General features: G+C 70.0%; 15 protein-coding genes and 1 pseudogene. 8 read left to right on the forward strand and 8 right to left on the reverse strand.

Annotation, left to right across the window (positions count from 1 at the left end; translation table 11 throughout):
* Positions 1-5,057, reverse strand: a 5,057-nt coding sequence (locus tag AAH979_RS35105; RefSeq protein ID WP_346262434.1) for a beta-ketoacyl synthase N-terminal-like domain-containing protein, incomplete at its 3' end; no start/stop codon positions are given.
* Between the two features lie 852 nt (positions 5,058-5,909).
* Here AAH979_RS35105 and AAH979_RS35110 point away from each other — a divergent pair.
* Both AAH979_RS35110 and AAH979_RS35115 read left to right on the forward strand, forming a co-directional pair.
* The gene (locus AAH979_RS35110) at positions 5,910-7,733 is read left to right on the forward strand and encodes a hypothetical protein (protein ID WP_346262435.1); all 1,824 of its coding nucleotides are present in this window, start codon (positions 5,910-5,912) and stop codon (positions 7,731-7,733) included.
* 356 nt (positions 7,734-8,089) lie between these two features.
* Complete coding sequence (locus AAH979_RS35115; RefSeq protein ID WP_346262436.1) at positions 8,090-8,938, forward strand: PHB depolymerase family esterase; 849 nt, start codon at positions 8,090-8,092, stop codon at positions 8,936-8,938.
* 238 nt (positions 8,939-9,176) lie between these two features.
* On the opposite strand, the gene AAH979_RS35120 is transcribed toward AAH979_RS35115, so the two are convergent.
* Both AAH979_RS35120 and AAH979_RS35125 read right to left on the reverse strand, forming a co-directional pair.
* Positions 9,177-10,409: a glycosyltransferase gene (locus tag AAH979_RS35120; RefSeq protein WP_346262437.1), complete on the reverse strand. Its 1,233-nt coding sequence runs from the start codon at positions 10,407-10,409 to the stop codon at positions 9,177-9,179.
* Positions 10,410-12,710: 2,301 nt separating this feature from the next.
* Entirely contained in the window at positions 12,711-13,211 is a 501-nt protein-coding gene (locus AAH979_RS35125; protein WP_346262438.1) for a MarR family winged helix-turn-helix transcriptional regulator, read from the reverse strand.
* A gap of 97 nt (positions 13,212-13,308) precedes the next feature.
* On the opposite strand from AAH979_RS35125, the gene AAH979_RS35130 reads away from it, so the two are divergent.
* Both AAH979_RS35130 and AAH979_RS35135 read left to right on the forward strand, forming a co-directional pair.
* Positions 13,309-13,761, forward strand: a complete 453-nt coding sequence (locus AAH979_RS35130) for a hypothetical protein (protein WP_346262439.1) — start codon at positions 13,309-13,311, stop codon at positions 13,759-13,761.
* 72 nt (positions 13,762-13,833) lie between these two features.
* Positions 13,834-14,247 (forward strand): nuclear transport factor 2 family protein, encoded by a 414-nt coding sequence (locus tag AAH979_RS35135; RefSeq protein ID WP_346262440.1) that lies wholly within the window; start codon positions 13,834-13,836, stop codon positions 14,245-14,247.
* A gap of 186 nt (positions 14,248-14,433) precedes the next feature.
* Here AAH979_RS35135 and AAH979_RS35140 read toward each other — a convergent pair whose 3' ends face one another.
* The 3 genes and pseudogenes from AAH979_RS35140 to AAH979_RS35150 form a co-directional block, all read right to left on the reverse strand.
* On the reverse strand, positions 14,434-15,183 hold the full coding sequence (locus tag AAH979_RS35140) for a tetratricopeptide repeat protein (protein WP_346262441.1): 750 nt from the start codon (positions 15,181-15,183) through the stop codon (positions 14,434-14,436).
* Positions 15,184-15,626: 443 nt separating this feature from the next.
* Positions 15,627-16,763, reverse strand: a pseudogene (locus AAH979_RS35145) (DUF4062 domain-containing protein); the annotation flags it as partial.
* 147 nt (positions 16,764-16,910) lie between these two features.
* Positions 16,911-18,149, reverse strand: coding sequence for a family 1 glycosylhydrolase (locus AAH979_RS35150; protein WP_346262442.1), 1,239 nt, complete (start codon positions 18,147-18,149; stop codon positions 16,911-16,913).
* Between the two features lie 80 nt (positions 18,150-18,229).
* On the opposite strand from AAH979_RS35150, the gene AAH979_RS35155 reads away from it, so the two are divergent.
* From AAH979_RS35155 to AAH979_RS35165, 3 genes are all read left to right on the forward strand, one after another.
* Complete coding sequence (locus AAH979_RS35155; RefSeq protein ID WP_346262443.1) at positions 18,230-18,673, forward strand: hypothetical protein; 444 nt, start codon at positions 18,230-18,232, stop codon at positions 18,671-18,673.
* A gap of 219 nt (positions 18,674-18,892) precedes the next feature.
* On the forward strand, positions 18,893-19,741 hold the full coding sequence (locus tag AAH979_RS35160; RefSeq protein WP_346262444.1) for a class I SAM-dependent methyltransferase: 849 nt from the start codon (positions 18,893-18,895) through the stop codon (positions 19,739-19,741).
* A 128-nt stretch (positions 19,742-19,869) separates the two neighbouring features.
* Positions 19,870-20,178: a hypothetical protein gene (locus AAH979_RS35165; RefSeq protein WP_346262445.1), complete on the forward strand. Its 309-nt coding sequence runs from the start codon at positions 19,870-19,872 to the stop codon at positions 20,176-20,178.
* Between the two features lie 182 nt (positions 20,179-20,360).
* Here the strand turns inward: AAH979_RS35165 and AAH979_RS35170 are convergent, their stop codons facing one another.
* Together AAH979_RS35170 and AAH979_RS35175 are read right to left on the reverse strand one after the other, a co-directional pair.
* Positions 20,361-21,758: an FtsX-like permease family protein gene (locus tag AAH979_RS35170; RefSeq protein WP_346262446.1), complete on the reverse strand. Its 1,398-nt coding sequence runs from the start codon at positions 21,756-21,758 to the stop codon at positions 20,361-20,363.
* On the reverse strand, positions 21,755-22,552 hold the full coding sequence (locus AAH979_RS35175; protein ID WP_346262447.1) for an ABC transporter ATP-binding protein: 798 nt from the start codon (positions 22,550-22,552) through the stop codon (positions 21,755-21,757). The genes AAH979_RS35170 and AAH979_RS35175 overlap by 4 nt, the downstream gene beginning before the upstream one ends.
* 121 nt (positions 22,553-22,673) lie before the next feature.
* Between AAH979_RS35175 and AAH979_RS35180 the strand changes: the two genes are divergently transcribed.
* Entirely contained in the window at positions 22,674-23,924 is a 1,251-nt protein-coding gene (locus AAH979_RS35180) for a sensor histidine kinase (RefSeq protein ID WP_346262448.1), read from the forward strand.
* The last annotated feature ends 15 nt before the right edge of the window (positions 23,925-23,939 follow it).

Genomic DNA, 23,939 nt, shown 5'->3' on the forward strand with positions numbered 1-23,939 from the left:
CCGAGACTCGGCGGCTCGGCCACGAGCGGGGCGGCGGCGACGCCACTCCCGGGGCCGGTGCCCACCCGTCCGTTACCGGACGGCCCGTACCCCGGCATCATGCCCGGCATCGGCCCGGACGGGACCGGTACGGGTGGGCCGGTCGGGGCCGGCGCCGGTGGGACCGGTGCCCGTGCACCGGCTGTCGCCGGCGCTGGCGAGATCGGTACGGCTTGGTTCGGCGTGGCTGGCGCCGACGGGACTGGCGCCGGTGAACCGGCTGCGACGTCTGCCGCGCCAACCGGCGAGCCCACTGGGTGGGGTGTCCGCGATGGCCGCCCGGCGATGTCTCCACCGCTGGTGTTGCCGAGGTAGGCGAGTATGACGTCGCGCTGGGAGGCGATCATCTCGCGATTCGTCCGGAGAAACTCGGCGAGTAGTTCGTCACGGCCCTCCCGCCCGGCACAGGTGTCACGGCCGTCGGCGGCGGGCCCGATTGTCGGGGTCATCGACAACTCCTTGATGCGTCGTGGGGGCGTCATGCCGCCGGTGGGGCTGGCGCCATCGCGGTCACGGACGAGCTGCCCGTCGACAGTCCAGAAGGGACGGGCGTCGGACGCGGTCACGGTGGCCTCGACGGCGTCGCGGCCGTGGAACAGCCAGCCGGTCTGCACGGGTACGCCGGCGCAGGCCAGCTGTGCCACGGCGACGAGGAAGTCTCGGAGCCCTTCGCCGGTACGCCGGTCGCAGGCGACGGCGAGGTACGGCCGGTCGGCGAGGATGGCCCGGACCAGACCGGTGAGTACCTGCTCCGGGCCGGCCTCGACGAAGGTGCGGACGCCGGCGGCGTACATGGCTTCGATCTGTTCGACGAAGCGGACCGGGGCGCCGAGCTGGGCGGCGAGTTCCTGCCGTACCTGGTCGGCGTCGGCGGGGTAGGCGGTGGCGGTGCGGTTGGACCACACCAGGACGCGCGGTGCGGTGACCTGTTGGGCGGCGAGCACCTGCACGAAGCGCTCCGCCGCGGCGGCGACGAGCGGGCTGTGGAAGGCGCAGGCGACGTTGAGTTGGCGTGCCGTCAGACCGGCGGCCTTCAGTGCGGTGATCGCCGCCTGCACCGCCGGGGTGGGGCCGGAAATCACCTGCTGGGTGGGGGCGTTGCGGTTGGCCAGGACGACCCGGTCGGCGAGGCCGGCATCGGCCAGGACCGCGCCGAGACGCTCCGGGGTGGCGGTGACCGCGGCCATGGTGCCGGGATCGTCACCGGTGGCGGCGAGGATCGCGTCGGCGCGTTGCCGACTCAGCTCCAGCAGGGTCGGCGGGTCGCAGGCGCCGGCAACGCACAACGCGACGAGTTCGCCGTAGCTGTGCCCTGCGGTGAGGTCGGGGTGAATGTTGAGCCGGCGGAGCAGGTGGTCGACGGCGAGGCCACCGATGCCGAGGCCGGGCTGGGCCACCCGGGTGTCGCGGATCCGCTGCTGCTGTGCGCGTTCGGTGTCCGGATCGAACGCGGCCGGCGGAAACAGCAGGTCCGCCGTTTCCGCACCCGGTTCGAGGTACCGGCGCACCTCGGGAAAGGTGACGAAGAGTTCGGCCAGGGCGCCGGGGTATTGGCTGCCCTGCCCGGGGAACAGGAACGCCACCTTCCCGCCGGCTGTACCGTCCGTGGGCTGCTGGCGTGGCTGGATGAGTCCCTGCCCGGGGTTGTGCTCGCCAGCGAGGGCGCGGTGCAGCAGCTCGTCGAGTTCGGCTGTGTCGCGGGCGACGATCGCGACCCGGACGGGTCCGGAGCGTAGGTCGGCCGCTGTGGCGGCGGTGACGGCCAGGTCGCGCAGTCGCCACGGCCGGCCGTACCGGTCGGTGGTCCGCAGCACGGCGGCCAACTTCTGCACGGCCCGGTGCGCCGCGGCCAGGTCGGGGCCGCGGAAGCAGAACAACTCTGCCGGCCATTCCTGCCGGCCGTGGCGCGGTTCGGGGGTGTGTGGGTGTGCGGCGAGCACCAGGTGGTAGTTGGTGCCGCCGAAGCCGAACGCACTGACCCCGGCGAACCGCTCACCGGCCGCGGAGCTCCACGGGCGGGCCTCGGTGAAGAAGGCGAACGGGCTGCGCTGCGGATCCCACGCCGGGTTGGGGCGGGTCAGGTGGATGGTCGGCGGTCTGACCCCGGTGTACAGCGCGAGTGCCGTCTTGAGCACACCCGCGAGCCCGGCCGCGCACTTGGTGTGGCCGATCTGCGACTTGACCGAGCCGAGCGCACAACTGCCCGGCTGCGCGCCGGAGGAGACGAACAGTCGGGTCAGGGTCTCCAGCTCGGTACGATCCCCCACGACGGTACCGGTGCCGTGCGCCTCGACCATCCCGACCTGTCGCGGGGAGATACCGCTGCGGGCGTACGCCCGGTCGAGCGCCCGGCGCTGCCCCTCGGCACGCGGCGCGGTCAGGCCCAGGGCGCGCCCGTCGCTGGAGGCGCCAACCCCCTTGATGACCGCGTAGACGCGGTCACCGTCGCGCTCGGCGTCGGCGAGCCGCTTCAGCACCACGCACGCGACGCCCTCGCCGAGGGCGATGCCGTCGCCGGTGCTGTCGAACGAGCGGCATCGGCCGGTTGGGGACAACGCGTGCGCCGAGGTGAACATCAGATAGTCGTTGATGCCGTTGTGCAGGTCGGCGCCGCCGCAGATCATCAGGTCACTGGTGCCCGCGGCGAGTTCCTTGCATCCTGCGTCCACAGCCGCCAGCGACGAGGCGCACGCCGCGTCCACGGTGAAGTTGGGGCCACCGAGGTCCAGGCGGTTCGCGATCCGCCCGGCGATCACGTTGGCCAGCACGCCGGGGAACGAGTCCTCGGTGACCGTGGGCAACTGGTCCTGCAACGCCGCTGGGACCTCACCCAGATAGGCCGGCAGCATCGTACGCAGCGTCTGTGCATGCGCCATGTCGCTACCCGCCTCGGCGCCGAACACCACCCCGGTACGGGAGTGGTCGGTGCCCGGGGCGTCGTAGCGGTACCCGGCGTCGACGAGGGCCCGGTGCGCGGTCTCCAGGGCCAGCAGCTGGGTCGGGTCGGTGCTGGCCAACGCCGCTGGCGGGATGCCGTACCCGATCGCGTCGAACGGCACCGGCGCGAGGAACCCGCCCCACTTCGACACGCTGATCCGGCCCGCCTGGCCCGGCGCCACCTCGGATGCGTAATAGGTGTCCACCGCCCACCGCTGGGCGGGCACCTCGGTAACGGCATCGCGGCCACTGAGGATGGTCTGCCAGAAGCTGGCCAGGTCCGGGGAGTCCGGAAAGACGCAGGACATGCCGACGATGGCGATGTCCAGCGGCGTCGTCGGCGTCCGCTCGGCCGGCTCGGCGCCCGGCCCGAGGGTCGCCGCCAGCGCCGCGATCCGCTCGGCCTGGAAGCGCTGCGCCCCGACGGTCACGTCGGTATGCAGGGCGGCCACCGTCGTCCGCGCGTGCCGCAGCACCGCCACCTGGCCCGCCATGAACAGCCCTTCGGCGTGCTGACCCGCCTCGTCCACCGCGACCAGCGCATCTCCGTCGCGCCGTCGACCCTTGCTGGCGATCCGCAGCCGGCCGACGTTGAGCATCTCCAGCCGCTCCCACACCTGCCGACCGGCCGCCCCCGCCGCAACCAGCTCCTGCCGCACCCGGTGGAAGTCGTCGACGTACGGGCTGGGCAGGCAGCGCGTCACGTGTCCCGGTGCCGTCTCCAGTACCGCCGTGCCGGTCGCCGCGATCACCTCACGCTGGAACAACGGCTGGATCGCCCCGTACTCGACCGCCTCCCTGGTGAACAGGTACGCGGTACCCATCAACACCCCCACCTGCACGCCGCGACGCGCCAACGGTCCCGCCAACGCCGCCACCATCGCCGCCGAACGCGCATCGTGGATGCCACCAGCGAAGAAGACCTGTACCTGCGCTGCGGTCCCGGCCGGCGCGCCATCGAGGAACTCTTCCAACGCGAGCGCCTGCGCCTCCCACAACGGGAAGCTCGTCTGTGGCCCCACATGCCCACCACACTCGGCGCCCTCGAACACGAACCGCCGCGCCCCGGCGCGCAGGAACTGCCGCAGCAACCCCGGCGACGGCGTATGGAGGAACGCGCTGATGCCCTCGGCCTCAAGGACCTTGGCCTGCGCCGGCCGGCCACCCGCGATGATCACCACGCGCGGCCGGGCCTCCCGCACCGCCGCAAGCTGCGCCGCCCGTAACTCCTCCGGGACGAAACCGAGGACGCCCACCCCCCACGGACGCTCACCCAACGCCTGCGCGGCCTCCCGCAACATCCGCCGGGACTGTTCGCCGCTGGCCAGGGCGAGCGCGATGAACGGCAAGGCGCCGTCACCGGCCACCGCCGCCGCGAACCCCGCGACGTCGCTGACCCGCGTCATCGGCCCCTGCGCCACCGGTATCCGCACGCCCAACGCCCGGGCCAGCGGTGCGCCCGGTGCCAGTACCCCACCGGGCACGGCGTCCCCGACCGCATTCCCGATCGCCTGGCGGATACCGCGGACCGCCGCCGCCGTACTCCCCCAACGTTCCCGGAAGACCGCCGCCAACCAGCCGTCCTGACCTACCGGCAGCAACTCGCCCGTGCCGTCCTGCCGACCCGCACGGCGTATCCCGCGCACGCCTTCGTGCAGCACCGTCGCCGAGCCGTCCATCCGCCCGATCACGGCCCGTACGTCCTCCGGCAGGTCCGACTCCGGCATCAGCGCCAACTGGCTGTCCAGCACCACGCCGGCCGCCCCGCCCAGCACACAGGCGGCGGCCGTACGCGGTCCGATGCCACCAGCCACCCAGACCGGCAGGCTCAGCGCCTCGTCGGACAGCAACTGCTGCAACAAGACGAACGAACTCAGCTCACCGACCCGCCCGCCCGCCTCCGAACCGCGCGCGACCAACCCGTACGCACCGGCCGCAGCCGCCGCACGCGCCTCGCGAGCACTGGTCACCTCCACCAGCACCCGGTACCGGCCCGCGGCCTCACCCAGCGACCACGCCCCATCCGTCGGCAACACCACCAGGCTCACGCGGCCCTTGCCGGCACGCTCCAGATCAGTCACCGTGGCGGCACAACCTGCCGGAACCCGTACCCCGATGGGCCCGATCGACCACGACGCGGCCTGTTCCAGCGCCCCCAACGCCCGGCGATCACCTCGGGCAAGATCGAACACACCCATCCCGCCGCCGGCACCGGCGGCCGCCACGATCCGCGGACCGGGCTCTACTCCGCCACACGGGTTGATGGCGATGATCGGCTCACTCCCGCCGGGCGCAGTACTCATCGAACTCCCGTCATCGGGTCAGGTGCGCGGGCACCCATCACCTCGTCCGGCCGTGCGGGGGAGGTGTCGTGGGCGCCGGCCTGACCTCTGCTCCCATTTGGGGGGATTCTACGTGCGATCCCGCGAAGAGTGAGATTAGCGATCTGTCGCCTTTTATCTGCTTACAACCGAACTAACGATCTCCTGGGACAACTATCCTATTCTGTCCGGCTACCCACACCCGTCCGGCCGCGCGCCGCGCTGCGCCGCCCCACGCCACCAGGGCCGCCCGGACCACGCCGCAGCCGCCCGCCGGTTTCACGGGTTTCGCACCCCACGCCCGATTCATGAGCTATTGTCATGAAGTAGCTAGTTGCCACCTATGTCGGCTGGAGCTGTCGATGTCACACGGCATTCGTCTTCGTACCGTTTCGAGCTGACTTAGGCGGCTTGCCGGCCTACCGGCAGACACCGCCGCCGCGCTCCCATCCGGGGGTACGGCGTCAGCGATCTTCACCATGGGCGTCACCTCCCGCGACAGCGGGCGCCTCGCCCTGCCCATCAGGCGGTTCCTGCTCCCCGGTCCTCCGCCTGCCCCGATGTTCGTGGCGACCAGCCACGCGACGAACCGCTATCAGGAAAGGACCACGAATGGACAGGACTCGGAGCGTTGCCCGGTCACTGCTCCCCACCGCGACCGTTCTGGCGGCCACGCTGACCCTCGCCGGTCTGCCTGCCGCGCACGGCACGGTCAGCGCCGGACCGGCAGTACAGAAACACCTGCTCGACGACGTGCCGCCCAAGGCGGCCGAACGGTCGGCAGCGCCGACCAGCAGACAGTCGGCAGCGGCAACCGGCAAACCCGAACTGCTGGCGAAGGCCGTACCGGACGAGTGCTTCGGCGGGATCGGCCCCCCGTACCCACCCGAGTGGCCATGCGAGTCCGGAAAGCCGAAGGTGAACCAGTCGTACGTGTGGGGCCTGACCAAGTCCGGCGACCACCTGTGGTTCGGGACGGCAGCCAACGTCCACTGCCTCACCCTCGGGGTAAGCCTCACCGAGACCGAACCGATCGAGAACGACGACTACGTGTGCGAGTACGGCGAGAGCCCGCAGCGGGCAGAGAGCCCGGCCATACCGCCGGCAGCGGGTGACTGGCGTCCGCCGAAGGTCTATCTCTACGACACGTCATCGCGCAAACTGACCGACAAGACCGGAGCGATCACCAAGAAGTCCGAGATTGACCGGCAACGGTTGGAGTCGACGGTGGGAATCCGTGCCGCCGGCTCACACCAGGGCGTCGTGTTGCTCGGCGGACCGGGCATCCTCGGCATCAACCTGTTCGCCTTCGACGACAAGTCGGGCCGCTACCTCGGCTCGACCACCGTCGCCGCGTACGGCACCATCCGGAATATCGTGGTGGCCGACGGCGCTCTCTACGCCGGCGTCGGCGTGGGACCCGACGGTCTGGCCGGGGGTGCGGTGCTGCGCTGGACCGGTAACAAGTCCAGCCCGTTCAAGTTCATCGTGGTGGGCAAGCTGCCGGCACAGGTCGCCGACCTCGTCGTACACAAGGGACGGATGTTCGTCACGACCTGGCCCAGCGTCGGTCGTGGCGTCCAGTCCCGCACCATCGGCGGCGTATGGATGAGCGGGTGGTTGACGGACGGAAAGCGGGGCCTCACCACGGCCGACGCCATTTCCTGGCGGCAGGTGTGGAGCGTGTCCCAGTACGAGCCGGACCCGGCCGTGGCCGCGACGTACGGTCTCGGCGGCCTCGCCTCCTACGGCGGCCACCTCTACTGGGGAACGATGCACGTGCCGCTGAAGGCCACGCAGGCGCACGCGATCCGGCACAGGCCGGCAAGTGACGAGCAGGACAGCATCGCGACCCAGAACACGCAGCGCTCGACGAGCATCTTCCGGGCCAGCAACTTCGACAAGGGCAAAGCGTCGGCCCAACTGCTGTACGGCGCGGCGGAACTGCCCGCGTTCGACCCGAATGCGAACGACGGGGCAGGCGAATGGCAGCTCCGCCCGACCGGTTACAAGCCCAAGTTCGGCGCGTCGGGATTCGGTAACGCCTACAACAACTACACCTGGAAGATGGTGGTGGCCGGCGGTTCGCTGTACGTCGGCACCATGGACTGGAGCTATCTCAGCAAGGATCTGCCGCCGACGGTTGGCGGCCCGGTCCAGGCTGGGCTCGGCGACGCCGATCCCGCGTCGTCCGGGGCCGACCTGTGGGCTTTCGACAACCCGAAGAAGCCGGCCAAGCCGGTGAGCATCACCGGACTCGGCAACTACCTCAACTACGGGATCCGCACCATCGTGGCCGACCGATCAGCTATCTACCTCGGTATGGCAAACCCGATGAACCTGCGTACCGATAAGGGGGATGATGTTCCGGAGGGCGGCTGGGAGCTGATCCGGCTACCCGTGGCCAACTCCAAGTCCTCCGCTGCCAGGCCGTGACCTGCCCGCGGAGAGCTGACCATCCCCTGCCGGAGAGAGTGACGATCCGCAGGGAGTGATCATTCCGTGCGGTCGTTGGCCGGTCGGCGCAGCATGCCGACCGGCCAACGACCACCAGCGACGAGTACCGGATTACCGCGAGGGGCCGAGGCGTCATGTACCAGCGAAACAGGAAAGCGGCCATCGTCCGGCGCACCACGTCGGCAGTGCTGGCAATCGCAGGCGTCCTCGCCGTGCTGATCGGCTGCGACGCGGCGCGGCCGCCGCGGGAGAGGGTCGGATCGACCGCACCCGCCGGGCCCGCCCCGATCGGGACCGCAACGCCCACGCCCGAGCCGGGCACGCCGACCATTCCCGTGGGATCGTCCGCGCACAACGTCACCGTGGACGGCAGGGAACGCACGTTCCGGCTGTACCGGCCGGCCACGCTGTCGCTGTCGGCGCCGGTACCGCTGGTGGTGATGCTGCACGGTGCCCTCGGCAGCGGCCGCCAGGCGGAGACGGCGTACGGGTGGAACACCGCGGCGGATCGGTACGGCTTCGTGGTCGCATACCCGAACGGCCTCCACCGGTCCTGGGCGGTGAGCAGCGACTGCTGCGGATTCCCGGCCCGTGACGGCGTCGACGACGTGGCGTTCATCAGCGCCACGGTGGCCGCCCTCTCCGCCGAGTTGCCGGTCGATCCAGCGCGGGTCTACGCCGCCGGGATGTCCAACGGCGGGATGCTCGCCTATCAGTTGGCCTGCAAAACCACCATCTTCGCCGCCATTGGGGTGGTAGCCGGAAAGCTACTCGGGCAATGCCCGTCACCGGCTCCGATCTCGGTGATCCATGTCCATGGCACAGCCGACGACGTGATCCCGTACGACGGTCGGCCGGGGAAGCTGGACAACGACGGCGTCGGGCCGTTGCCGGTCGAGATCGACGGCGGCCCCGTACCCAACCAGATCGACAGGTGGCGTGAGATCGCACGGTGTGCCGCTCCAGAGGTGCGTACCGTTGGACCGACCACCACGTCGGTCGCGCACTGTCCGGGCGGGCGCGACGTCGAGCTGGTCACCATCGCCGGCGCCGGGCATCAATGGCCGGGCGGGGCGCCGCAGTCGGCGGCGGAGCGCCTGCTCGGGTTGGATCCGCCGGCAACGGCGCTGGCCGCTACGGAATCCATCTGGCGCTTCTTCAGCGCCCACGCGCGGGAAGGCTGATCCCGGCCCCGCTGACGCCGTGCCCCTGACGATCGCCACGGCGCTACTGGCCGGCGCCGCGACCGCCACCCGCCACCTGCGCTACCTCCCACCACCTGCGCTACCTCCCGCCACCTGCGCTACCTCCCGGTTACCCAGCCGCCAGGGGACCGCGTTCGTCGACCGTGTGGAGGCCGACGAGCGCGCGATCGGCGATGGAACTGTCCCGGGCACCGCCGGATCAGACCAAGAACGGGTTTCACGACGGATGCTTCGTGCTGACGGCCATCAAGCACCGGGCGGCCGCCGGTGCGCCGTCGGTGCGTACGGCGGCGGCGATGGATCGGGCACGGGCACCGATGGAGGGTTGGAGGGTGTGCTTGAGAGCGCTGGTCAGCGAGTCGGCGGTCGGTGCGCCGGCCGGGTGCGCGGTACCGAGATTGAGGTGGTGGATGCGCTGTGCCCAGTAGTGCTGGTCGTACATCTGGGGGATGACGACTTGGGGTGCACCGGCTCGCGCGGCTGCGGTTGTGGTCCCAGCACCGCCGTGGTGGACGACGGCTGCGACCCGTTTGAACAACGCCTGATGGTTGACCTCGCCGATGACCAGGCAGTCGGGCTCGTCGTCCACCGTCGACAGCTCGGCCCAACCACGGGACACGATCGCCCGGCGACCGAGCGCGCGGGCTGTTTGGACGATCACCTGGCTGAGGTCCTCCGGCGCGGCCATGCTGCCGAAGCCGAAATAGATGGGTGCTTCGCCGGCCTCAAGGAACGCCTCCAGCTCGGGGGACAGTGGACGGTCATCCGGCATTATCCAGGCCCCTGTCTGAAACACGACCGGATCCCCGGGATCGGGCCATGGCGCCAATACGGGGTCGGCGGCCAGCCACGGCCGATCGGTGAAGATGTGGCTACGCACGTCACTGACCGGGGCCAGCCCCAATGATGCCCGATGGGAATTGAGCAAGGTGCCGAACGTGTCATTGAAGCGTTGTGCATTCCCAGCCCAGAGCTCATGTTTGTCGGCGGTTGCAGGCGTCGGCGGCTGTCCCGGTAGAGGCAGGGAGGGTGGCGCGTGGGATGGCGATGGCAAGACTGTCGGGCAGTAGGCGACGAAGACGTAAGGGATTCCCATAGCCTCGGCCAGTGAACGAGCGGCGATCTGTAGGGCTGTTGCAGCCACGATGATGTCGCAGCCTTGGGCTGCCGCCGCGATCGTCTCGAATTGGGTGGCGACCGTGGCTTCCGCGAGCTGACGTCGGCGCTCGGGCGAGAGTTGGATCGGGGTGCTCGGTGAGCTGAAGGGCGAGGTCTTGCGCAGCTCAAGACCGATGGGCGTGACGGGGATGCCGAGGCTGTCGATCCAGTCGTGAAAGTCGGGCGGCGCGCACAGCCGGACCTCCTGACCAATGGCTCTCAACTGTAACGCCAGCGCCACCAGCGGCTGAACATCGCCCCGCGATCCGATTGTCGACAGCAACACGCGCATCAGAACCCCCTCCGGCAGAGCCTTGGCTATTGCTTGGTTGGCGCATCGTGAACATGAATTTGTCTCCGTAAGCCGCGAGCTGATCGGGCCCACGGCCACAAATTCTGCACCTGCACCATGCTCTTACCGCAAGTCCCCCTGCGGGCATATGTTGAACTGTCAGCACGGATCATCATCGCCGGACACGACTCCATCCAGAACCTCCGCCGCGGTCACTGAACCTTTTTCAACCTCCCCTTGCGGTGCGGTGGACCGCAAGGTCAGACGCGGTGCGCGAGCGCCGCGCGGTTCAGGTTGAAAAAGGTTCACTACGTACCCGCCCGGCCGGGTAGGGCAGGCCGAAGCCCCGGTGCACTCCTCCAGGTGATTTGGATCGATGGGCGGGTCGCCCTCCGGCCATCCCGATTACCGTTATGAGAGGCACGCCCGGCCCGAGAGCAACCGATCGCCGGCCGGCCACGGGGGCGGGGGCGGCATGCGATGTGGTTGGTCTTGTGCGATCCCGAGGACCACGCCGCGCTCTGGGTGTACCAGGGACTGCGGCGGCTCGGCCTCGCCCCCCTGGAAGTACTCTCCCCACAGGATCTGTGGTCGGCGACTCGCTCGATGCACCGGCTCGACCGGGCTGGAGCGACGTTCACCATCGAGTTGGCGGACGGCCGCACTCTGGTCAGTGGCGACATCGCCGGCGTGCTCAACCGGTGGTCCTCACTACCGGCCGAGCGGTTTGCCTTCACCACGGACGCTGACGCGCGTTATGCCAGTGAGGAGTTCGAGGCACTGGCACTCAGTTGGTTGGCGTGCCTCGGGCCGGCCGCCATAAACCGGCCGAATGCGCGTGGTCTCGCCGGCGCCTGGCGTACCCCTGCCGAGTGGGCGGTGCTCGCGACGCTGGCCGGGCTGCCAGTGGGTACCGTGACGCTGTCCACCCGCCGCTTGGCTGCCGCACCTGAATCGCCTGGACCCACCAGGTCTGCTGTCCCTCCTGGCGTACCGGGCAGTTCGCCGCCTCGGTGCTGTCAAGGCATACCTCGGCGGACTCCGAGGAAACGGGCCCGCCGGTTGGTCGTTCGTCGCGTCACCGGTCCTGTCGGGCATGCGGACCGGGTTGAGCCGGCTGATGATCGGTGAACCTTTTTCAATCTGGACCGCGCGGCGCTCACGCACCGCGTCCGACCTTGCGGTCCGTCGGCGCGAGCCATCCGCACCGGTGTCCGGGTCGCCACGGTCGCCGCACCGCCGACCTCGACCGACCGCGCGGACTGGTCGGCCTCACACTCGGCCGCCATGGTTCCCGCCGCCGCCTTCGGGGCGTTCCTGCCCGCCGTCTGCTGGAGGACATGGGTCAGCTCGTGTGCGAGCAGGGCCCTTCCCGCTGGTTCGTGGGGACGGTAGGCGCCAGGACCGAAGACGATATCCCGCCCGATCGTGTACGCGGCGGCGCCCAGCGCATCCGCGGACGCCGCCGCGGACGGACTCGTGTGCACCCGCACGTCGGCGAGGCCGGCGCCGAAGCGGGCTCCATCTCCGCCCGAACGGTGGGCTCCAACGGACGGCCCGGGGCGCCCACCGCACCAGCGTCGGCCGCCGAGGGGCCGGCGGCACCGGGAACCCGCCGTACGGCCCCGGCCCGGACCGGATCCGACAACCAGGCAAGGAAGTCTGCCGCCGTGCCGGAATCCGGTAGGCGCCCATCCGCGGAGAGCGGCAGGTCGTGACCATGCGTCCCGGGGCGTGACGGGTCCGGTCGTCGATCACGCCGTGGCTGCCCGCCAGCCGACTCGGTGACCGTCAGTCGCGATCTCACCAGGCGATTCATCGTCCCGCCCTCCTGGCCCCAACCCGAGCCACTGGCGGAAGGGTAACGCTACGATCAGTGACAGCTCCCCCGAACGGCGTGATGGCGTTCGGACGATCCAACCCGGCGGCGACCTGCTCGTACAGGTACAGTCGCTATCACCGCCAGCAAGTCACCCTTAACGCTCGGTAACAGATGCCGCCCCCGCGGGGTGTCTGTGGCAACCCGTGAGCAGTTCCTCGAAGGCGGCGCCGGCCGGGTCCCCCGCCCTACCCCGCCAGCCGGCGAGGTTGTTGCGGGTTGGTACGGCTCACGGCTGACGGCGTCCTGGTGGCCAAGGTCGGTTGGCGGGGCTCCTGGGAGCGCTTCGGCGAGGCGGCCCGACGCACTGCGCGGCCCGACGTGTGGTCGGGAAGGCGGTCTTCGACGTCGAGCCCGATGGATGAGCACACGCCGGGGTCTGCGGGTACCGGGTACTCGACGACCACCGCGTGATGTCGGGGTCAGGAGACCGGCGGCTGGGGCGCCTGCTGCGTGTGGTGGTCCAGTAGGCGGGTGAGTAGTTGCACGAACTGGTCGCGTTCGGCGGGGAGCAGCGGGGCGAGCAGCTCTTCGTGGAGGTCGTCCAGGACCTTGTCGAGGCGGCGCAGATGTCGGCGGCCCTGGGCGGTGATCGTGATGACGTTGCGGCGGCGGTCGTCGGGATCCGGTGCCCGCTCGACGAGGCCGCGTTCCGCGAGTTCGTTGAGGACGCCGACCATGTCGCTGCGGTAGATGCCAGTACGTCGACTCAGCGTCGCCTGGCTGCCCGGGCCGAACTCCTGCACCGAGGCGAGCACCGCGTAGTGCCACCTGCGGGCATCGGCCTTGGCCAGCCCCTCGGTCATCAGCCGGTCCGACCGCGCGGACAGGTGTGACAGCAGGCGACTGGCCCGGCGCAGTCTGTCCGGCGTCTTGATCCCACCATCGTCGGGCATGTCCACGGCTACGGCTCTGCTGGTCATGACGCCGATCATACCCGGTTGCGTTAGTCAGACTAACGATGTACCTTCGTTCTCGCCACAAACGTTAGGCAACCAAACGTTAGGCTAGTGAACGGATATGGAGACCATCGTGACGACCGCACCCCATGCCTTCGGCACCGCGCTCATCGGCCAGACCGAAAAAGCGCTCAACGCAATCCTGGACCGACAGCTCGCCGGGACCGGCATCACCGAACCCCAATGGGTGACCCTCACCCTGACCATGGCCAGCGGCGGGGCCATCGACCGGACCGAACTCATCCGCCGGGTCAACAGCGCCACACAATTCAGCCAGGCATCGGTGACCGAACGCATCACCGAGCTGACCGCCGCAGGGTTCCTACGCGACAGCGGCGACGACCGCGTCCAGATCACCGACGAAGGCCGGGCACGCTGGACGCAGATCCGCACCGCGATCGGCCCCATCACCCAGAGACTGTGGGGCGACCTGCCAGCCGAGGACCTCGCCGTCGCGGGCCGCGTCCTGGGCATCGTCCTGGACCGGGCCAACACCGTACTGGTCAGCCCCTGAACCCTTCTTCCTCAACAACACGCCACCCGACACAAGACACCATCACCACCCGCCAAAACGAAAGAGGATGCCATGTCCACAGACACGCTGATCGCCGACCGCATCGAGATCACCGACCTGTTCACCCGCTTCGCACTCCTGCTCGACGAGAAACGGTGGGAGGACGCCAACACCGTCTTCACCGACGATGTGGCCGTACACTCCCCACGCGGAGGCGAACTCCGCGGCATCGACAAGGTCGTCAGCTTCATGCGACAGGGCGAGGTCGACGGGCAACACGCCCAGCACACGACCACCGACCTGCTGGTGGACATCCACGGCAACCAGGCGACCGTCTCGGCGAACTCGCTGGTGTACTACTACCGCGACGGCCAACCGCCCCACTTCACGGGCGGGCTACGACTGGCCGCCACCGCGGTACGCACACCGGCGGGCTGGCGAATCCACGAACAGCGGATCACGCCCGCTTGGACCCGCGAAAACTGACCTCCCAAAGGTCAAGACCCAGGTGCACAAGGGGCCGGGCGCTGACCCCGCCCGGCCCCATCACGAAGACCCCCTCAGGCTACCGATCGTCTCCCCCGCCACCACCGCCGACCACGCCATGCCGGCAGCCGGGTGCAGGGCTCGGTGTGGCAAATCGGCAAAGCGGGTGGGGCAACTACGCCAGCGCTACGAGCTTCGATTACCCGCCGCGTCGGAGGGCCGAGGATGGAAGTCGGCGAGGTCGGCTACCACCTGGGTGGCTTCTGGTACGCCGAGTGCCTGGTACAGGTGCAAGGACTGCCGCAGGAGGGCGGCGGCGGAGACGATGTCACCGAGGTCGGCGGCGGCGCGCCCGGTTCCTTCGAGGCCGCGGGCCTCTTCAAGGCGGTGGCCGTGACGGTGGACGATGGCCTGGGCTTCCCGATGTAGGGTCTGCGCCTGGTCGGGGTGTCCGGTGAGCCGGCGTAGGGTGCCGAGGTGGTTGAGGGCTTCCGCCTCGTCGTCGGGGGCGCTCATCGCGCGCAGCGTGGTGAGCGCCTGCTGGAACAGGTCTTCAGCGGCGGCATAGTTGCCGGTCAGGTGCCGCACCACTGCGATTTGAGTGCGGACGATTGCCTGGATGTGCCGATCGCCGAGTGCGCGGAGCAGGTCCAGGGCTTGGCGCAACGAGTCGTCCGCGCCCCGGTAGTCGCCGGTCAGCCGCCGCACGATCCCCAGCTCGTAGAGGGCAGTGGCCTGGCCGCGCTGGTGGCCGAGCACGCGGTAGAGGTCGAGGGCTTGGCACAGCAGGTCGTCCGCGCCCGGGTAGTCGCCGGTCAGCCGCCGTACGACCGCCAGCTCTTGGAGGGTGTTGGCCTGGCCGAGCCGATTGTCGAGTTCGCGGTGCAGGTCGAGGGCTTGGTGCAATAGATCATTGACGCTGTTGACGTCTCCCATGAGCCGTCGCAGGGCTGCCAGATCGGTGAGGGCGTTGGCTTGGCTGAGCCGGTCGCCAACCTGTCCACGGCCTCATCGCCCACCCGGGGCGGATCTGTGGTGGTGGCAAGGGTATGCGTGTAGGCGCGGATCAGGTCATGCATCCGGTACCGGCGGGGCGCTGTCTCGTCGAGGAGATGGTCGTTGTACAACTCGTCGAGACGTTCGGCGGCTTCGTCGAGGGTGGTGTCGGCGAGGGCGGCCGCGGCGTAGGCATCGATGTCGACGCCCGGATGCAGGCCGAGGAGCCGGAAGAACCGCTGCCGTCCGGGCGGCAGGTAGCGGTAGGACAGGTCGAATGCGGCCCGTACGGTGGCGTCCTCGCCTTTGACGGTCAGCACCCGTCCGCCGGCACGGAGTTCGGCAAGCAGATCGGCCATGGTCCACCTGGGCCGGGCGGCGAACCGGCTCGCGATGATCGCGATCGCCAGTGGCAGGAACCCGCACACCGCGACCAGCTCCGCGACCGCGTCTGGCTCGCCCGCCGCACGGGGGACCAGCCGGAGGAACATCGCCGCAGCGTCGTCGGGGGGCAGGAGCTGCAGGTTGACATGAATGGCCTCGCGCAGGTCGGCCAGCCGAACCCGGGAGGTGATCAGCACGAGCGCCTCGTTGGAGCCGGGCAGCAGCGGCCGTACCTGCGCCGTTGACCGCACGTTGTCCAGCACGAGCAGGACGCGTTTGCCGCGCATCCGGTCCCGCCACAGCGCCGAGCGGGCCTGCACCCCGTCGGGCAGTTGTCGGGGATCGAGGCCGTCGGCACGCAGCAGGTCGGCGAGGGCATCGGCCGGCTCGGTGGGCTCGTGACCAGGGGTGTGGCCGTGCAGGTCAACGAAGAGCCGCCGGTCCGGAAACCCGCTGGCCAGCCGGTGCGCGGCACGCACCGCCAGCGCGGTCTTGCCGATGCCAGGCATGCCGTCGATGGCGTGGATCGCGACCACCCCACTCGGCACGGCGGCCTCGGTGACCATGGCGGTGATCTGCTCCAGTTCAGGATCCCGGCCGACGAACACGGCCTGTTCTGCCGGCAGCGTGTCCCGCGCCGGCCCTCCACGGCTATACAAGTTGAGCTCGGTCAGAGCGTGGAACACCTCGACTTCCAGCCGCTCCACGGTGGAGAACGTGCGCAGGATCAATCCGGCGTCACCCAGCCGAGCCCGGAAGCCGTCGATGCGCGACCGGTCCGCGTCCACCAAGCCGACCGGCAGATCAGGACGCTCGTCGAGCAGGAACACCAACCGCGGAAACCCGACCTCCGTGGCCGTCTGGAACTCCAGCTCCGTGTACGAAACGGACGTGCCCGGGACGATCGACCCGTACCGGAACCCCATCACCGCCACGTACACGTCACACGCCCGGACCTGCTCCTGGCAATATCCGGCGGGCTGACCGTCGCGTGCCGCGAAGTAGGCCATGTCCACCGGCACCAGCCGCGCCCGGTTCACCGCGTCGATCGCCGCCCGCACGAACGACGCCGTCCGATCCGGGTACCCCGCCATGTCCGAGGTGTGACTGATGAACACCCGCGCGCCACCCGTCATGAAACTCTCCCCAGACCGCTCGACAACCTCACCCCGTTGGGGACACCCTGCTCACCGTCGCTGTCCAAGGAAATCATCCGAGGCGCCAAGGTCACCGCCCCGAATCCTGACGGCGGTATGCGCGCTTGTTCGCGGGTCGCCGCCAGCTCAGTTCAAGATCCGGCTGGCCGCGATGGCGGCGTACCCGCTCGCGCTCGGTTTGGGGGTACGAGAGAACGTCTCTCTGTCCACCGTGTGCAGCCCGAAGTGGAAGATGTTGTAGCCGGCGGTCCACTCGAAGTTGTCCAGCAGGGTCCAGTGGCAGTAGCCGAGCACCGGTACGCCGTCGTCAATCGCGTCGAGCAGGCCGGCCAGCGACGGTTCGATGAAGGCCGCCCGTAGGGCGTCGTCGTCGATGCCGATGCCGTGTTCGGTCACGAAGACCGGCACGCCGCTGATCTCGTGTGCGTACCGCACGGCGCCCCCAAGCGATTCCGCGTCGATCGCCGAGCCCAGCTGGTTGAGGGTGGTCCCCTGCGGCGGCGGCAATAGCCCGGCGGCGTCGTAGACCGCGCTCTCGTAGTTCTGGATGCCGATGAAGTCGTCCTCGCGTGCCAGCCGCAGCCAGTGGTCGTACACCTCGGCGCGCTTGCGGTCGCGCAGCGTCGCGTCGTCGCCGGCCACGCGGTCGTCCACGATGGCGATGGACAGGCCCACGGGCAGGTCGGGCCGCCTGGCCTTGAGCGCTGCCCGGGCGGCGAGGTGGCCCGCCGTCATGCCATCCCGCATGGCGTCAAGTTCTTCCGGCAGCATGATGTTGCTGACGCGGTAGCGGGGCACGCCCGCGGCGGCGCTGGCGGCCTCCAGCGTGGCCCGCTCCAACTCGCGGACGGATGCCGGCAGGTCCGCCCAGGACTGTAGCTGCGGCAGGTTCGGTTCGTTGAGCGTGACAACCGCGGTGATCCGGTCACCGAAGTGGTCCAGCACCTTGTCGCAGTACCGGGCGAACAGCTCGGGCGCGGCGGCATCCAGCCAGCCGCCGCGCTTGGCGAACCAATGTGGGCACGTCATGTGGTTGACAGTCACGACCGGAGCCAGGCCCCGCTGCGAGCAGCTGTCGACAATCGCCGCATAGTGATCCAACGCCTCGCTGGAAAAGGTGCCCTCCCACGGCTCGACCCTGGCCCACTCCACGGAGAACCGGAAGGCGCCCAGCCGCATGGCCTGAACCAGATCGAGGTCTTCGCGCCACAGTTCCCAGCTGTTGCAGGCACGGCCGGAGCGTTCAGCGAAGACCGTCGGCTGGACGTTCTCCAGGAACCAGGTGTCGCTGCTGGTGTTGTCCCCCTCGGTCTGGTGACCGGACGTGGCGACACCGAAGAGGAAGCTGTCAGGGAAGCGCCTCATGCGACTCATCATCCCTTGACCGCTCCATGATCGGACGCACTGCTCTTGGCGGCCGTCGTGCCCAGCGCATGATGTTGGTCGTGGACGAACTCAGGGATTTCATCTGCCAGATGGAGATAGCCGTGCTGGAGGAGTCGTCGCTGTACGAGATCCCACTGGGCTCGGTCGACATGGTGACGCCCCCGGTAAAGCATGGCCCCTGGCCTGCGGCTACCTGCGCGGCCGTCTTGCAGGTCTGGCATACGGCCGGCTGGATCGGTCTACATCTTCCGGAGCATCCCCGCGGGTGGAACATCGTCGCCGCTGACTGGTGCACCCGGCTCGTCGATGGCGGAAGCTTGATCGGACCGGACGCGGAGGAGCTCCTCAACCACCCGGAACGCTGGATCTTGGGCCATGCCGGCGGGCACGCCGCGCCCTACAGAACCGCAGCTGGCGAGACGACACCGTGGGAACAGTGGTACGGCCCTGCCCTCGAAACAGCGCAACACTTGCCGCTCAAACCGCACGACTCGAAGAGCTGACGGCGGCACCACGTCCATGCTCATCGACACGACTGGGTCTCCGGCCTCCTGGCGCGTCGCCGGGCAGGGTAGCCGGCCGACGGCTGTGTGACGCTCGGTCAGCGGCAGATCAGTGCGCCGCAATTGTCTGCGGATGTTCGGTGGGCGGCGGGCATCCGGGCCGGCGGCCTGGCGATGTCGGTTCTTTACACGATCGGCGGGTCATGGCTGGATGGACTGGTGACCGATGGGTTCGACGAAGCCGTCAGCGGCATGATGCGCGCGATTGAGGCCAACTGGGACGCCCGGACGCCGGTCCATCTGGCCAGTGAGTTCTACGGTGTCGGCAGGCGGGACGCCGAGTTCTGGTTCGCCGAGTTCGAGTGGGCCGACCTGGGCAGCCTGTCGGGTCGCGACGTGCTGCACCTACAGTGCCATCTCGGGACCGAGACGGCGGCGTTCGCCCGGCGTGGGGCCCGGGCGGTCGGCCTTGACCTCTCCGGCGCGGCCGTGGCAGCGGCCCGGCGGATCGCCGCCGACGCTGGGCTTGACATCGAGTACGTACAGGCCAACGTCTTCGACGCCGTGCGGGCCGTTTCCGGTCGCCGGTTCGATGTCGTCTACACCGGCAAGGGTGCCCTGGTCTACGTGCCCGACCTGGACCGCTGGGCACGCGTGGTCGCCGAACTGTTGCGACCCGGCGGAATCGTGTACGTGGTGGAGTTCCACCCGCTGCTGGCCGCACTCGGCCTGGTTCCGGCGGCGGACGAGGGCACCGATCTGGTGCTCCGCCATGACTATCTGGCCGGGGGTGGCCCCCGCCGACTCGACTCCGCCCACAGTTACACCGACGGGCCGCCGCTGGACGGCTCCACGGTGAGTTACGAGTGGTCACATGGTCTCGGTGAACTGGTCACCGCGCTGGTCGGCGCCGGCCTGCGGGTGACCGCGCTACGGGAAACCGACGAGGTGCCGTGGCCGCGCTGGCGCCGGATGATCACGACGGAGCGAGGCTGGTGGCGGCTGCCAGCCGACAAGCCGCGAATCCCGCTGATGTATGGGCTGCGGGCCACCGCTCCCGCTGGCTGACCTGTACCACCGCCGACCTGCGCAGTCATTCTCTGACCAGCACAAGGGTTGATTGACAGGGGTACGGCGGCATGGATGCGACGTAGGAACCGCCGACTATGATCCGGTGACCGCACCAGAGGAGTCAGATGGAGACCTGGCGTTTCCTGGCAGGTGCCGCCATGAGCCTGGCCGTGAGTCTCGTCGGCGTCGCCTTGGCCACCAACTTTCGCGGCGTGACGGAGTGGCACGTGCGGCGGTCGATGGTGAAGGCGAGCGTGCTGCGGCGAGTTCCACCGTGGTGCTGGTTATCAGATGTGCCGGGTGAGAAGCGTCTAGCGCGTTTCATCCTGCTGGAACGGCTGATTGGCGTGGCCTTCGCTGTGGCCGGCGTCATGATCTTTGTTGGTGTTGGCTACGGCATCTTGACCGGTCAGCCGATGCGGACGGTGAAGTAGGCAGCGCGATCTCACCGCCGCCAGGTCGCTCAACACCGCAGCTATCGCTACGGGCCGCCCGCGGGGCCGCCCGGGAACTCGCCTGGGCCCAACTGGCGGAGACCCGCCGGTCGCTGCCGGCCACGACGATCCTGGGCCGGGTACTGCCGGGAGTCGTCCTGGAAATCGACGCGGCGGCCCGGTCATTCAGCGGCCAACGTTTCTCGGGCGTCGCTCCGGATCGCGGTGACCGCCGGTGCGGTCATGGCGATGGTCATCGCGATCAGGGTCGCGCCGCACAGGGCGAGCGCCTGCCGCGGGTCGAGGGCCGGGGCGAAGGGCAGACCGGCGACCGCGATGCACCCGGCGATGGCGATGGTCGCTCCCACGGCACTGACCAGGGCCAACATGATCGCGGTCAGGGCGTAGAGCACGGCCTCGCACGCGGCCATGACCAGCATGGTCCACAGGGTCGCGCCGGTGGCGCGGAGCACGGCGAACTCCCGGCGTCGGGCGGGCGCGTTCAGCAGCAGGACGGCGACGCTGCTGACGGCGGTGAGCAGGGCCGGCGGGGTGAGGACGAGATACGTGTCGAAGGTGTTGACCTCGGCAGTCGACCCGGCGGCGGCAAGGGCGACCCGGAAGGTGTCGACGATGCTGAACATGATCCCGTAGAGACTCGCCCCGATCATGAGCGGAACGACCGCCGCGGTGCTGTGGGTGATCCGGTGGGCGGCCGAGTGGCGGGCGAGGAACCAGGCCGGGGAGAGCCGGGCGGGGACGACGGCGCTCCAGAGGCGGATCATCACCGACAGGCCCGCCGGAGCCGCTAGCGCGATCGTCACGGTGAGGGCGACGCCAAGGTTGATCGCCATGCTCGCGCCAGCGCTGAGCAGCTCTGGTGAGCCGCGCAGCGCGAAGGCGATGGCCACGCAGGCGGCGATCATGACAGCGACGCCGAGCAGCGCGAGTCCGGTGAGAATCCAGCGCAGGACGGTCATCCCGCGTGGCGGTGACACCGGAGCGCGGGCCGCTTGTACGGCCGGCACCCGGGCGGCCCGCCGGACCGGCCCCAGCGCGCCGACAACGCACACACCCACCGTGAGGACCAGGGTGATCGCCACGACCGCCAAGTCCGGCGTCGCGTCCATGACGTCCGGCTCTCCGGTCGACGCGTGGACGAGGAGGTCGACGACCGGATCGGCGGCCAACGCGGCGACGACGCAGCCGACGGTGGTGCCGGCTATGCCGAGCGCCAGCATGTGCGTGAGGATGACCAGTCCGACCTGCAGCGGCTGCGCACCGCTCAGGCGCCACCGGGCGATCCGGACCCGCAACGCGTCGATCGTCGCCGAGCTGACCGTGCTGAGCACGACCACTGCCGCAAGGCCGGTGCAGACGTAGAGGACATAGGCGGCACCCCGAACCTCGGCGACCGTCATCCCGGCCCGCGCTGCGGCCGCGGCAACCTGCGGGGTATCGCTTGCCGACCAGTGCGCCGCCGCGACCCCGATCAGCGCGGCGGCCATCGCGGCGACCATCAGGGGGCCGATCCACAGGTGCCGGTCGGCGCGTAACTCCGCGAGGGCGAGGCGGATCATGCCGCACCTCCCGCCGCAGGCGCGCCGTCCGGGGACCGGACCGCAAGCGGCGTCTGGGCCGCGATGACCTGGCGGATGCTGTCCGCGGTCGGGCGGGTGAGCCTCGCGGTGAGCAGCCCGTCCCGCATCACCAGGACATCGTCGGCGAGGCTCGCCGCATCCAGGTCGTGGGTCACCATGACCACGGTCCGGGCGCCGTCGGCCAGCGCGCGCAGCCGGCCGAGTACCACCGCCGCGGTGTGTGTGTCGAGCGCGCCGGTCGGTTCGTCGGCGAACACCACTGCCGGGTTCGTGGCGAGGACGCGGGCGAGCGCCACCCGCTGCTGCTCCCCGCTGGACAGGCGGGAGGCACAGACCCGGTGTCGGCCGTCGAGTCCCATCTCGGCGAGGAGGGTGTCGGCGGCGGCGAGGTCGACCGGCCGGCCGGCGAGCCGCCGGGGCAGGACCACGTTCTCGCGCGCCGACAAGGACGGGATCAGATTGTACGTCTGGAAGACGAAGCCGATCCGGTCCCGGTAGAGCCGGGCTACCGCGCGAGGGCGCAGCCTGGGCAGGTCGTGTCCGAGCAGTGTGACCCGGCCGGTCGTCGGCCGCTCCAATCCGGCGAGGCAGAACAGCAGGGTGGACTTGCCGCAGCCGCTGGGCCCGACGACCGCCGTCATCGCCCCGGTGGGAATCGAGTGCGTGATGCCCCGCAGAACGTCGACCGGGCGACCGCCGTCCCCGCTCGGGAAGGTCTTGCTCAGCGCCTCGACGAGGATCGCGGTGGGCGTTGGTGGGGTCGTTCGAGTCATCCGGTTATCGCACAGCCGAGGGCTGTCTTTGGGCACTACGGCCAGGTGCCGTGCCGGGTGGGGAAAACCCCACCCGGTTTCCGGCATTCCCGCCCACCGCCCCGCCTCGTACCGTGACGTGGTGCCCGAGCCCCGCGCCTGGTCCGCCGCCTGCGACGCACCCTGGCGGTTCCTCCTGTCCCGCTGGCCCTGGACCTGCCTGCTGTACACGATGGTCAGCGCCACGGTCGGCTGGATCAGCCTTGCCTGCCTGCCGGTCCTCGTGCTCTTTCCGGCCTGGGCGGTAGCCCTCGCCGCCGTCGAACGCCGCTTGGTCGCCCTCGTGGGCCTGCCCCGGCTCGCTGGCGGGCCGCCCCCGGCGCCGGACCGCCGCGCCTTCGCTCGGTTCGTCGACCGGTTGCGGTCGCCGCTGCTGCGGCGCGAGATCGGATACGCGCTGGCCCAGCCGGTACCGGGGCTGCTCTCCTTCGTCGTGCTGATCATCGCCGGCACGGCGGCGGTGACCGGCATCGCCACCCCGGTGCTCGTGACGACCGGCCGTCCGGTCCAGATCACCGACTCGCTCGTGATCTCGGGTGGCCCCGCCGCCGGCGCCGTCTCGCTGGCCTGCGCTGTTGTCGTCCTCGGTCTCGCGTACGTCTGGGTGCTGCTCTGCTGCGGGCAGGCGGCGCTCGCGTCGGCGCTGCTCTCACCCCGGCTCGAAGAGCTGCAGACCCAGGTCACCATGCTGGCCCAGGCGCGGATCGCCGAGCTGAACCGGTTCGAGCGGGAACGGCAGCGGGTCGAGCGGGACCTCCACGACGGCGTGCAGCGGCATCTCGCGGTCGCCAGCCTCCACCTCGGCATGCTCGAACTCGACCTGCGGAAGGCGTTGCCGGCGGGCACCGCCCGGGCGGACGCCCTCGCCACACTCGACGCGGCCCGCGCCGAGACCGAACAGGCGCTTGACGCGTTGCGCGCCACCGTCCACGGCATGCGTCCGCATACCCTGATCGAGGACGGCCTCGGGGCAGCGCTGCGCGAGATGGCGGCCCGGCTGCCCATGCCGGCAACGGTGGAGGTCGACGACCTACGCCGGCTGCCCGCCGAGGTGGAGGCGTCGCTGTACTACGTGGCGAACGAGGCCGTCACCAACGCGGTCCGGCACGCCGCCGCGAATCGGCTGATCGTGCGCACGGCCACGACCGGCAACCGGCTGACGATGACGATCACCGACGACGGCACCGGCGGCGCGAACCCCATCGGCGGCACCGGAATCCTGGGCATGCGGGAGCGCGCCTCCCTGCTCGGCGGCGAGTTGACCGTCAACAGCCCACCCGGCGGACCGACCACGATCGGCATCGAAGTGCCGTACATGCCGGCGAGCGGGTGATCCCGGCCAGCCACA

This window comes from Plantactinospora sp. ZYX-F-223 (genome assembly GCF_039649625.1).
Lineage (GTDB): Bacteria > Actinomycetota > Actinomycetes > Mycobacteriales > Micromonosporaceae > Plantactinospora.